General features: G+C 44.6%; 9 protein-coding genes. 8 read left to right on the top strand and 1 reads right to left on the bottom strand.

The window, feature by feature from the left end:
• Positions 1-1,504: 1,504 nt before the first annotated feature.
• Positions 1,505-2,416 carry a magnesium transporter CorA family protein gene (locus tag TBC1_RS11830; protein ID WP_062042581.1) on the bottom strand — a complete coding sequence of 304 codons (912 nt, stop codon included), beginning with the start codon at positions 2,414-2,416 and terminating at the stop codon, positions 1,505-1,507.
• A gap of 235 nt (positions 2,417-2,651) precedes the next feature.
• Here TBC1_RS11830 and TBC1_RS11825 point away from each other — a divergent pair, with 235 nt between their 5' ends.
• From TBC1_RS11825 to TBC1_RS11785, 8 genes are all read left to right on the top strand, one after another.
• Complete coding sequence (locus tag TBC1_RS11825) at positions 2,652-3,113, top strand: GAF domain-containing protein (protein ID WP_062042578.1); 462 nt, start codon at positions 2,652-2,654, stop codon at positions 3,111-3,113.
• Between the two features lie 486 nt (positions 3,114-3,599).
• A complete protein-coding gene (buk, locus tag TBC1_RS11815; RefSeq protein ID WP_062042572.1) occupies positions 3,600-4,676 on the top strand; it encodes a butyrate kinase in 1,077 nt (358 codons plus the stop codon).
• Between the two features lie 391 nt (positions 4,677-5,067).
• The gene (locus tag TBC1_RS11810) at positions 5,068-6,276 is read left to right on the top strand and encodes an ATP-binding protein (protein ID WP_082189577.1); all 1,209 of its coding nucleotides are present in this window, start codon (positions 5,068-5,070) and stop codon (positions 6,274-6,276) included.
• Positions 6,277-6,755: 479 nt separating this feature from the next.
• Positions 6,756-8,114: a gliding motility-associated protein GldE gene (gene gldE, locus TBC1_RS11805; RefSeq protein ID WP_062042570.1), complete on the top strand. Its 1,359-nt coding sequence runs from the start codon at positions 6,756-6,758 to the stop codon at positions 8,112-8,114.
• A 17-nt stretch (positions 8,115-8,131) separates the two neighbouring features.
• Positions 8,132-8,719, top strand: coding sequence for a gliding motility lipoprotein GldD (gene gldD, locus TBC1_RS11800; RefSeq protein ID WP_062042568.1), 588 nt, complete (start codon positions 8,132-8,134; stop codon positions 8,717-8,719).
• Positions 8,720-8,842: 123 nt separating this feature from the next.
• Positions 8,843-10,240 carry a Gfo/Idh/MocA family protein gene (locus TBC1_RS11795; RefSeq protein ID WP_062042565.1) on the top strand — a complete coding sequence of 466 codons (1,398 nt, stop codon included), beginning with the start codon at positions 8,843-8,845 and terminating at the stop codon, positions 10,238-10,240.
• Positions 10,241-10,635: 395 nt separating this feature from the next.
• Positions 10,636-11,439, top strand: a complete 804-nt coding sequence (gene cas6 / locus TBC1_RS11790) for a CRISPR-associated endoribonuclease Cas6 (protein ID WP_062042562.1) — start codon at positions 10,636-10,638, stop codon at positions 11,437-11,439.
• A gap of 38 nt (positions 11,440-11,477) precedes the next feature.
• Positions 11,478-12,407, top strand: coding sequence for a helix-turn-helix transcriptional regulator (locus TBC1_RS11785; protein WP_062042559.1), 930 nt, complete (start codon positions 11,478-11,480; stop codon positions 12,405-12,407).
• The last annotated feature ends 46 nt before the right edge of the window (positions 12,408-12,453 follow it).

Below are 12,453 nucleotides of genomic sequence, written 5' to 3'. Positions count from 1 at the left end.
AATTACCAAAACAGAAAGAGCAGTTAAAGCGCGAATGTCAACTGCTGCATAATTCTTCCACCTGTTCACTGAATGTAATTTTATCGCCATAGTGTTTTGTGTTACCCGGATCCAAAATTTCACTAATTATCTATCTGTTAGACAGTTAGTGGTTTACAAAAATAAAGGTATGTAAACTGTCTGGTTTACATACCTTTATTATAACTCTGTTATAACTTTCCGTCAGCAAAGTTCATTATATTGTTTACAGACAAAATCAAAATCCCTGTTTTGATGAAGCCAATGATTTAATATCCCTATTTTACTCATCCGATAGTCGAGTCTTAACATTTACTCAACTGATTGATGGCAATTTTTGTAAAGATATTGTGTCAGGTATTTATATTTTTTTACACATTTTGTAACTTTTAAACACTAAATTGTTGATAAGGACTAAAACAACTCCATTTTCTCCCTTTTCCCCCTTAACGGTAAAACAATCAAATATTCACTTTTTCAAATCCTGAATTCTTATATCACTGTTTATCTGGTTGTTAAGAAATTAAATTTTGGTTCTTACTATTATAGAGCCGAAGTAGCAAGTATGTAAACAACAGATCCAGTTTAAAACATATTTCCATAAATATGTAAAAAAATTTACCTGCCTGCTTAATGGCTTCTCTAAGCTATTTAATTCACTATATTACAAACCATTAAAAAATTTGCCACAATGTTACCTTAAAAAGATACCTGAGACAGTACTGCCTTCTAAGGCAATGATATACATAGCTTTATCTGAATATAATCCGATACTGACCGGCTTAGGTGATTTAATATGAAGCTAAAATAACTATGCTGCTCTTGATATAGTTATTTATTTCGATTCTAAATTAGATTGTCGCTTCGGTCTTGTTTTCAATTATGTCATTGAATATTATATCTGATTGACAATTAATATTTTGCAGAATATCGAAGCAATGCAATCCAAAAGTAAGCAACAATTACTCTTCCTCCCGGATAAATTACACCAGCAAGAATCCCTCAAAAATTGTTAATAACTTATAATAAACTCATTTTAAAGTACATACAGATATTAAATACAAATCTTTCTTTCATTAATGCATCAATAAAAATCAGAAAACTTCGATCAAAGTATAGCCGGCAACAAGGTTAGACTCCTGTTTTTCTGTGCTATATAATCAAAAACCCGGTTAATCCCCGGTAAAAATCTCCATTTACAGGGATAATAATCTAAATAAACCCTGATCTGCGTAATTTTTCAAAAAATCAAAAGACCCCGCCTGGTATAAAGAGGGTTGTATCTGATTTGAAAAATTCCGGGTTTGCCATCACAAGGCGATGAATAATCCTGATTTAAGGTCCAAAAAATATTCAATTAAAAGCAACACCCGTTCATCTTTCCGGCTAATCATGCGGAACCACATTCATGGTTATCTTTATGCGGAGCAAGTGTGCAACCGTTTTTTCAGCGTGAAAATAAAATGGCATGATTAAATCATCAGGCTTACATCCACCGCTTCCGCTTGAAGAGGAAGATCATAGATCCTGCCAGCAACACCATAAAAATCATCAGCAGCCAGAATGAGTTAGGGTCATTCTGAAAGGGCAGTCCCACATTCATGCCGTAGAGGCTGGCGATAAACGTCAGGGGCAGCAGTATGGACGAGATCAGGGTGAGCACCTTCATAATTTCGTTGGTGCGGTTGGTCTGCAGCGAATCAAAGGTCTTTGACAGTCCTTCCACAATCTCCTGGTAGTCTTCCGTCATATCCCACATCTTCTGGTAATAATCGAGGATATTGCCCCAGTAATCTTCCATATCCTCTGCAAATCCGGCGATATCGCCCGACTCAAACTTGTGGAACAGCCTCAGCTGTGGCTTGAATACCGTGTTTACCAGGATAATGTTTTTCCGGGTCAGCGAAATCCGTTCGATGGTGCGTTCGGCTTTCTTGTTGAAAAGGTCCCGGTTGATCAGCTCCACTTCCACCCCCAGCTTGCTCAGCAAAGAGAGCGACTCCAGCATCAGGTGTTCGAGGATTTTATAGAGCAGCGCATCGCTGGTGGTCACCTGCCGCACCTGGTAGGTATCGTCGGGTTCGCGTCCGCTGTTGAAGAGGTTTTTCACTACCCAGTGCGACTTTCCGATGGTGATGATGTAATCCTTTCCCCAGAAAATTTTCACCTCTTTTACCTTCAGAAAACGGTTCCAGCGGTCGAAATAGGGGAAATGAAGAATCAGGAAGTAATAATCGTCGTAAATGTCGATTTTGGGGCGCTGGTTGGTCTTGCTGCGGCAATCCTCGATATCGAGGGGATGAAAGTGAAAATTGTCCTTCAGGAACTGCAGGTCCTGGTCGGAAGGGTCAAGTATATGGTGCCACTTAACGGTCCCTGTTGTGATGGTTTCAATCATAAGCCCTCCCGCTTTGATATCAATGATTATTATCTACATTCCCGGTGGATTTGGAGGGGTAAAAGTAAGGAAATTTCATTGATCTGATTGAAGTTTACCGTGTTTTTCATCAAGCATGCCAATCGATACCAATTGAGTATGATGGTGTCGGCATAAACCGGAAAAACAATAATTTTGGCAAACCAAAAACAGGTCTTACTGTTTTCAGTATTTAATACAACAAACAGCTTTCCAAATGGACAAAGAGAAAAAAGAAGGCCGCTACCAGCGCCTCTTTACCCAGATAGAACAACTGCTTCAGAAAAGTCCCGACCAGACGGCGGCCATGGCGACCATTGCCGCGGTGCTTTATCATAAAATGGAATACTTCTTCTGGTGCGGGTTTTACCGGGTGGATGGACAGCGGCTGATTGTGGGTCCGTACCAGGGTCCGGCGGCCTGCCAGGTGCTTGAGGGCAGGGGCGTCTGCCTGGCTGCCGCGGAGCAGAATCAGACGCTGGTGGTGCCCGATGTGCATAAGTTTCCCGGCCATATCGCCTGCGACTCCCGCTCGCTAAGCGAAATCGTTGTGCCCGTGAGGGATGCGAATGGCAGGATTACCGCTGTGCTGGATGTCGACAGCAAAGAACTGAACTCCTTTGATGAGACCGATGCCGCTTCTCTTGAGCAGATTACCGCGCTGCTGAGCCGGTTTTAATTAACACCTGATGTTTCGGGCCTGCAATTGAATATTATACACTTCCAAATCTCAAAGTATAAGAATGGTCAGGCTGGCCCATTCCGTTTGTGGCATGCCTGAAATCAAACGAATATAGAGTTACATTCTATCATAAACCGGAGGTTGAATCCATTCAGCTTTTCGTAGTCAGCTAACCTTCGCTCATTACCCTGACTTCAGGACCATTCAATGTTTTCTCCATTTTTTGCATGATCAGAAAGTACAGAAAGATCCAGACATGCAAAAAAATATTCTTTGTGTTTTTGTGCTTTTGTGGCATCTTTCTTAAGGTAAAGTCTCAAAGTAAATTTCAGCACATTTAATAACGAAATGGTTCTGTTTTCTCTGTTGGAAGTTTCTTTCAAATAAATTACCACGGTTAATTGTTAAACAAAGCGCGCCAACGGCTGTTTTTGTTAACAAACTTCGCTAACTTTACACCTGAAATCAACAAATACGACCGTTATGACACTTGGCATTATCCTGGTTATCAATCCCAAGAACACTTCTTCGAAAATCGCGGTTTACAAAGATTCCAAACTTTGTTTCCTGAAGACCATCAAATACACCGACGAGCAGATTGCGGCCTGCGGAACCATTCCCGGGCAGCTCGAGATGCGGAAAAATGCCATACTGCAGGAGCTGAAGGACAACGACATCAACATCAACAAGCTGAAAATCGTGATCGCGCGGGGCGGGCTGGTCAAACCGGTAAAATCGGGGGTTTACGAGGTCAATGACAGGATGCGCGAGGACCTGCTGAAAGGGGTGATGGGCATGCATGCCACCAACCTGGGGGGTATCATTGCCGCCGATATCGCCGCATTAAACAACGCGAAGGCCATCATCGCCGATCCGGTGGTGGTGGATGAGCTCGAAGAGGTTGCCCGTATTTCGGGACATCCTTTGTTTGAACGGAAATCAATATTCCATGCCCTGAACCAGAAAGTGGTTGCCCGTAAGTATGCCAAATCCATCAACCGGAAATACGACGAACTGGGATTGCTGGTGGTACATGCAGGAGGCGGCGGCATTTCGGTGGGCGCGCACAAAAACGGAAAAGTGGTGGATACCAATCAGGCTTTCGACGGCGACGGCCCCTTCTCCATTGAACGTGCCGGAACCCTGCCTGCAGGCGATCTGGTAAAACTCTGCTTCTCGGGCAAATATTCCGAAAAGGAGGTTATGGAAATGATCACCGCTAAGGGCGGCCTTTACGGATACCTCGGCACTACAAGTCTTACCACCATCGAAAAGCGCATTGCCGAAGGCGACGAAAAAGCGGCTTTCATCATGTATGCCATGGCTTACCAGCTTGCGAAGGAGATCGGTGGCATGTGCACGGTGCTTGATGGCAAACCCGATGCCATCATACTGTCGGGAGAGTTGTTCAACAACAGCAACTTTACCCGTGACCTCAGCCGCAAGATTGAGAAAATCGCCCCCATCGCGTTGTATCCCGATGAAAATGAAGTGGACGCTCTGGCGATGAATGCCATTGGCGTGATGAAAGGCGAAATTGAAGTGTTGCAGTATAGCTAGCGGATTATGATCGGGGCGAATGCTTCCCTTTTTGATCGCTCCCGGTCCAAAACAACGGAAGGCACGGATGTCCCGTCCGTGCTTAAATTGCAACTCATCAAAGTTTAATCGTCTTTTTCACACCTAACAGGTTAGAAGAAAACCTGTTAGGTGGATCCTTGTCCCCTTTCTCCCCCTCACCGCAGGCGCGGACGTCCCGTCCGTGCTTAAAGTGTATCTTATCAAAGTTTAATCGTCTTTTTCACACCTAACAGGTTAGAAAAAAACCTGTTAGGTGGATCCTGAAAATTTATTTTTATCATGTTGAAAATAATCAAACAAGATCATGCATTTATATATCATGATGAAAATTAAATGGTATCTTTGTATATTCATTTAACATACTGATAATATGGATCTGCAAAGTTATATTTCACGTCCGGCCTATCTGACTAAGGTTGTTCCCTTTATCAATAAACCGGTTATAAAGGTTTTCACCGGTCAGCGCAGATCAGGGAAAAGCTATCTTTTGCTGCAAACCATCGATTACATCCGTAAAAATTATCCTGACAGTAATTCGATTTATATTAACAAAGAACTTCCTGATTTTAACTTTATTAAAGATGATGAAACCCTATGGTCATTTATCAAAAGTCAGCATCAGGAGGGAAAAAAAGCATTTGTATTTATAGATGAGATTCAGGAAATATTCCTATTTGAAAAAAGTCTCAGGGGATTACTTGCCGCAGGAGATTATGATATTTACTGTACAGGCAGCAATGCCACAATGTTGTCCGGAGAACTGGCCACACTGTTATCCGGCAGGTATATAGAAATCAATGTTCATACCTTGTCTTTCAGCGAATTTCTCCGGTTTCACCAACTCGATAAGTCTGTTTCTTCGCTCACCAAATACATGGTTCAAGGGGGAATGCCTTTTCTGGTTCATCTTGAAGACAACGACCTGGTAAGGCAGGAATATCTTCGCAATGTTTTGAACACCATCCTTTATAAAGACATAGTACAGCGGTTCAATGTGAGGAATTTTACATTCCTTCACAACCTGATGGTTTATGTTGCAGACAACACTGGAAGCCTGCTTTCAGCAAACCGGATCAATGAATACCTGAAATCACAGAAGCTTAATGTGTCAACCGTTACCATACTCGATTACCTCCATTTTCTTGAGTCCTCATACCTGGTTCACCGGTTAAAGCGTTACGATATCAATGGACATAAAATATTTGAAATAAATGACAAGTATTACTTTGAAGATCTTGGTTTGCGTCACACGCTCCGGCCTTATAACCCGAAAGAAACCAATAAATACATCGAAAATCTTGTATTTAAACACTTACTCAATAATGAATACCAGGTATTTGTCGGCAAACTCGGCGACCGCGAAATTGATTTTATAGGATGGAAAGGCGATTCAGTAATCTATATTCAGGTGGCCCTATCTGTTTCCGAACCGAAAACCTTTGAACGGGAATTCGGGAATCTTTTGCTGATCCGGGACAATCACCCTAAATATGTTGTAACGCTCGATGAATATGCAACAGGTAATCACGAGGGAATTAAACATTTAAACCTGAGAGACTTTCTGATGATGGAACTTTAAGGCATCTTTTACTTCTGCTGATTTGTCTTTTTTACACCTGAAAGGTTAAAAGAAAACCTGGTAGGTGAATCCCGGAAACCGCAGGCGCGGACTTCCCGTCCGTGCTTAAATTGCAACTTATCAAAGTTTAATCGTCTTTTTCACACCTAACAGGTTAAAAGAAAACCTGTTAGGTGGTTCCTTGAAACGGTTGGCGCGGACGTCCTTAACCAGAAACTTTTCCCCTTTCCCTCCCTCTCCCCTTCCCCATTACTCACCTTCTCCACAGCCCGCTGCGGTTCATAAAAATAACTCTTTCAATAAAGAATTATATTTAATTACCTCATCAAAGGAGTTCCCATATTTCCAAAACCCGCTATCCAGTTTAGAAAAGGAAACAAATTTCAGCACCTCCCCTGATAACCATTTTTAAATTCTCCATGAATTTTTATTAATTTTGCAGCACTGATCAACAAATCAGTCATTTAAATACACAAGCATTGGAAGATCCTGATCTTGATCCTTCTTTACAGGCGTTTACCTTATTACTCAGCGCTTTTCAAGGCCCCGTCAGCCCCGGCATCATTGCCGGATTCATCCTCATCATTCTTCTTCTGATCCTGTCGGCTGCCATCAGCGGATCCGAAATTGCATTCTTCTCCCTGAGTCCCAATCAGCTGAACGACCTTAAGACGGATACCGGAAAGAAAAGCCGCATCATCCGTGAATTGCTGGAAAAGCCCAAACGACTGCTTGCTACCATCTTGATAGCCAACAATTTTGTGAATGTAGCCATCATCATCATCTCCTCCTACCTGATGATGGGTCTGTTCGATTTCAGTGGTTCCCCGGTATTGGGGTTTCTGGTTCAGGTAGTCGTTGTTACGGCGCTGATTCTGATGTTCGGAGAAATCATGCCGAAGATCTTTGCCACCCAGTATGCCGTTGCAGTGGCATATTTTATGGCTCAGCCTATGCTGGTCCTCAGGGGCATATTCTCCCCCCTGAGTTCCCTGCTGGTGAAATCAACCAACCTGATCGACAAAAGGATTGAACGCAAAGGACACGAAATCACCATTGACGATCTTTCGGAAGCCCTCGACATCACTTCTGCCGATGATCAGACCCCTGAAGAAGAAAAGAAAATCCTGAAAGGCATCGTAAAATTCGGCGACATCGCGGTAAAGGAAATCATGCGCTCACGCCTGGATGTCACTGCCGTGGATGAAAAAACGCCCTTCGACCGGCTGATCTCCATCATCCTCGACGCCGGCTACTCCCGGGTGCCGGTATTCCGCGAAAGTTTCGACAATGTTACCGGTATCCTTTACATTAAAGACCTGCTGCCTCACCTGAAAAAAGACAACGGCTTCGGCTGGCAGGAACTGCAGCGTCCGGCTATCTTCGTACCTGAAAACAAACGGATCAGCGACTTGCTGCATGAATTTCAGTCACGTAAAATCCATATGGCCATCGTAGTGGATGAATACGGAGGCACCTCCGGACTGGTGACCATGGAAGATATCCTCGAGGAAATCGTGGGCGAAATCAACGATGAATTCGACAGCGAAAGCGATGCCATCCATTACACGAAAGTTGATGATTCCACCTATATCTTTGAGGGAAAAACCCTGCTCAACGACTTCTGCAAGACGATGGGCATCGAAGACCGGATTTTTGACGAAGCCAAGGGGGAATCGGATACCCTGGCCGGGCTGATGCTTGAACTTGCCGGGAAAATCCCTGAAACCACTGAAACTTTCCCCTTCGACAAATACGTTTTTCAGGCCGAAACCGTTGATAAGAGACGGATCAAAAAGGTTAAGGTAATCATCACCGAATTGCCTGTTACAGATTAAAACCAAAGAACAGCACAATGCATAAAACCGGGATAACCCTTCAGTTGCTGGTTGCAGTATTGCTCGCAGCCATGATGACCTCATGCGGCGATCCTCCGGTTCCCAAGCCCAGGGGCTACTTCCGCATCGACCTCCCCCAAAGGGAATACCGCCTGCTCGACAGCATCTATCCCTATACGTTTGAAATCCCTGTTTACGCGAAAATTACCGGTGATCCGAATGCCGGTGAAGAACCTTACTGGATCAATATCGACTTTCCGGCATATAAAGGCCGCATTCACCTGAGCTATAAAGCCGTTGACAATAACCTGAGCACCTTTACCGAAGATGCCCATCAGCTGGTGATGAAGCACATCCCTAAGGCCAGCGCCATAGACGAAATAAGGATTGACAACGAAGCCTTAGAGGTTCACGGTCTGATCTACGACATCAAAGGGGCCGGGGCCGCCTCCCCCTATCAGTTTTTTGCCACCGACAGCACCCGCCATTTTATCCGCGGAGCCCTCTACTTTAACGTGCTGCCCAACAACGACTCCCTGGCGCCGGTCATTGAATTCCTTAAAGGCGATATCCAACATATGCTCGAAACCCTGAAATGGAAATAACCCGGGATTCCGGCATCCGAATAAACCGCTAATTCACTGATTATTCTATATTTTTGAAAGAATTCCGGCCCTGATTGTATAAGCCGGGATTTTTAGTACATTTGCTACTTAATAAAATATTTTATGAAGAAGCACGACAACAGCCGCCGCGAATTTTTGCGCCTTGCCGCATTGGGAACCGCCGCTTTGGGACTCGGAACCACGGGCAAACTTTTTGCAGGAAAACCAGAAGGATATGCTGAAATCAGACCTTCGGGGAATAAATCCGTGATGGATCTTGCCTGCGAACCGCTCGAAACGGTACGTATCGCCGTGATCGGTCTGGGCATGCGCGGTGAAGATGCGGTTAGACGTCTGCTTCAGATCGAAGGAGTGAAAATCAATGCCGTGTGCGACCTGGTGCCGGCCTTTGTGCAGGAAGCCAACAATAAAATCACCAAAGCCGGGCATAAACCCGCCGCGGAATACACCGGTGAAACCGACTGGATGAAAGTGTGCGAACGCGACGACATTGACCTGGTTTACAATTGCACACCCTGGTATCTGCATACCCCCATTGCCATTCACGCCATGAAACACGGCAAACATGCGGCCCTGGAAGTGCCCGCCGCCATGACCATGGAAGAGTGCTGGCAGCTGGTGGATACAGCCGAAGCTACGCAGCGGCATTGTATGATGCTCGAGAACTGCTGCTACGACTTTTTTGAACTGGCCACCCTCAATATGGCGCGCAATGATGTTTTCGGCGAAATCCTCCATGCCGAAGGCGCCTATATCCACGACCTCAGGTCGCTGAAATTCCTGAAACAAAACGAGGGCGGCTATTACAATTTCTGGCGCCTGGAATACAGCAAAAAACACAACGGAAACCTCTACCCTACCCACGGACTGGGACCCATCGCCCAGATCATGGGCATCAACCGCAGCGACCGTTTCGATTACCTTACCTCCATGTCGACCAAACAGGCCGGATTAAGCCTTTATGCGGAGGATAAGTTCGGTGCCGGTTCACCCGAAGCACTGGCAGAATACAAGCTCGGCGATATGAACACCACCCTGATCCGGACGGTTAACGGCCGCACCCTGATGGTTCAGCACGACACCACCAGTCCCAGGCCCTACGACCGCCTCCACCTGATCAGCGGAACCAAAGGCATGGCCCGCAAATGGCCCCGCCCCGCCATTGCCCTGGAACCCAACGCCCATCAGTTTCTGAAACCCGAAGCCTATGATCAGCTGATCGCTCAATATGAGCACCCACTGGTAAAACAGATCGGTGAGAAAGCGAAAAAAGTCGGTGGCCACGGCGGCATGGACTTTATTATGGACTACCGGCTGATCTATTGTCTGCGCAACGGACTTCCGCTTGATCAGGATGTTTATGATGCGGCCGCCTGGTCGTGCATAGTGCCCCTGAGCGAACAATCGGTAAATCAGCGCAGCGGAAGCGTGGACATTCCCGACTTCACCCGGGGCGCCTGGAAAACCGCCCGGCCCTGGCCGGTGGTGACGGTGGAATAAATATATATAAACAGGTTAAGTCACCGACATCTCTGCCTCCATTCCTGATAAATTCCCCTGGATCCGGATTAAACCTTTATTCCGCTACGGAGGCAAAAGAATAAGTATGAATTAACTTGCAGATGCAAAGTAATTCCGAACCTTTAAAATCAAGCCAACAAGAGATCCGGGTAGTTTATCCGGGGGCATTGAGGTATAAAGTAAAAAATTGAGAAGATTAAAATTTTTTGTGCAGATAATTATTCGCTGAAATATAATATTTAGTTAAATTTGGCTTTCACTATTCATAAGGAAGCAATAGAGGAGATGCAATAAATACGGGAACTTCAGAAAGGACATTCTCTCCCGGGCTTACCGATCAAAGAAATATAACAGAAAATTATAGTTATAACAGTATGCGTATCCGCTTGAATATTAGAACCGACGAACCACATGGGAATGTAATTCCGGTTAACTACTCCTATCCGTTGAGTGCCTGGATCTACCGGACCATTGCCTCGGGCAATCATGAATTTGCAGGTTTTCTGCACGATTCAGGTTTTAAAACAGGTCTCAAACAGTACAAGCTGTTTTGTTTCTCTCAGCTTCAGTTTCCTGAAAAAGGATTCAAAGTAGAAGGTGACAGGCTTTCAATTTTGAAGGGAGAATGCCGGCTGGAAATTTCATTTATGGCTCCGCTTGCCCTGGAAACGTTTATTGCAGGGTTATTCAGAGGGCAGCGATTTCGTATAGGAGATAAATTATCGGCGGCCGGCCTTAGGGTGGAATCGGTTGAGATTCTTCCAAATCCCGGTTTCAGCGGATCCATGAAATTCAAATGTATATCGCCGATTCTGGTATCAAAAGAGAGACATGATAGCCGGAATGCTGAATATCTTTCCCCGGAACACAATGATTTTCAGAAAATATTCTTTGACAACCTGATCAACAAATATACTGCAGCGCTGACACACAGACTTATCGGAGCAATGACAGCAAACTCAGAGGATGATTCAGCCATGCTGTTAAAAATTCTGAATACACCCCGGAGTCACCTGATCACGATAAAAGCGGGGACTCCCCATCAGACTAAAATAAAGGGATATACCTTCGATTTTGAAATTACCGCACCTCAGCCATTGATCTATACTGGTTATACAGCCGGGTTTGGTGAGAAAAACGCCCTGGGCCTCGGATGTGTGAAGATAGATGGAAATTAAAGAAAATGAATATTATTCTGTAAAATACCTGTCATAAAATGGATCAGCCAAAAGTGGAAAGACTGCTCAGACTGATGATGCTTCTGACCTCCAACCGGAGCAATACGGTTTCTGATCTGTCGGGTAGGCTCGGGATCACAGAAAGGTCCGTTTACAGGTACATTGATACCTTGCGTGAAGCAGGATTTGTGCTTAAGAAAGACGGCAGTTATTTCAGAATTGATAAATCCTCGCCATATTTTAAAGAGATCAGCAACCTGGTGCATTTTACCGAAGAAGAAGCCTGGGTGCTTAAAAGCGCCATAGAAAGCATTGACGAAAATAACCTGATCAAGCAAAACCTGAAAAAGAAACTCTATACAGTCTACAATTACCGTATCCTGGCCGATACGGTTTCAAAGGGAAAAAATGCCAGAAACATCAATGCCCTGGTAGAAGCCATGGAAGAAGAAAAACAGGTAATTATCAGGGGATACAGTTCTGCCAACAGCAAAAGGGTGAGCGACAGACTGATAGAGCCATTTGCCTTTACCACCAATTACATTCAGGTGTGGGCATTCGATACAGTATCTGAAACCAATAAACTGTTTAAAATTTCGCGCATGAACGGTGTGGAAGTTTGTGAAACACCCTGGCAATCAAAGGCGCGGCATGCAACTGCCCGTATTGATGTTTTCAGGATCAGCAGCACCGAATCACTTCCGGTTAAGCTTACCATGAGTCTGAGGGCGGCCAGCCTGCTTACAGAAGAGTACCCTCTGGCCGAAAAGTATCTGCAATGTATAAATGACAATCACTGGGTATTTGAAGCCGGGGTATGCAGTTACGACGGCGTTGGCCGCTTTGTTTCGGGATTGCTGGGCGAAATTTTTCAGATTGAACCCGATGAATTTAAACAACACATCATCAGTAAATTGGAAAACAACCTGATAAATTTGAAAAATAATCTGAAAAAAGACATTTCGTGACAGAAATTGTCAAAATCAGGGTATTATTTTGTACCGTAATAAATGC

The organism is Lentimicrobium saccharophilum (assembly GCF_001192835.1).
Lineage (GTDB): Bacteria > Bacteroidota > Bacteroidia > Bacteroidales > Lentimicrobiaceae > Lentimicrobium > Lentimicrobium saccharophilum.
The sequence above is the reverse complement of the archived record's forward strand: the minus strand, read 5'-3'. Positions and strand labels throughout refer to the sequence as shown.

Excerpts from the sequence above, each read along its gene's own strand:
- TBC1_RS11830 (WP_062042581.1), bottom strand. The coding sequence starts at position 2,416 with ATGATTGAAACCATCACAACAGGGACCGTTAAGTGGCACCATATACTT.
- TBC1_RS11825 (WP_062042578.1), top strand. The coding sequence starts at position 2,652 with ATGGACAAAGAGAAAAAAGAAGGCCGCTACCAGCGCCTCTTTACCCAG.
- buk (WP_062042572.1), top strand. The coding sequence starts at position 3,600 with ATGACACTTGGCATTATCCTGGTTATCAATCCCAAGAACACTTCTTCG.
- TBC1_RS11810 (WP_082189577.1), top strand. The coding sequence starts at position 5,068 with ATGGATCTGCAAAGTTATATTTCACGTCCGGCCTATCTGACTAAGGTT.
- gldD (WP_062042568.1), top strand. The coding sequence starts at position 8,132 with ATGCATAAAACCGGGATAACCCTTCAGTTGCTGGTTGCAGTATTGCTC.
- TBC1_RS11795 (WP_062042565.1), top strand. The coding sequence starts at position 8,843 with ATGAAGAAGCACGACAACAGCCGCCGCGAATTTTTGCGCCTTGCCGCA.
- cas6 (WP_062042562.1), top strand. The coding sequence starts at position 10,636 with ATGCGTATCCGCTTGAATATTAGAACCGACGAACCACATGGGAATGTA.
- TBC1_RS11785 (WP_062042559.1), top strand. The coding sequence starts at position 11,478 with ATGGATCAGCCAAAAGTGGAAAGACTGCTCAGACTGATGATGCTTCTG.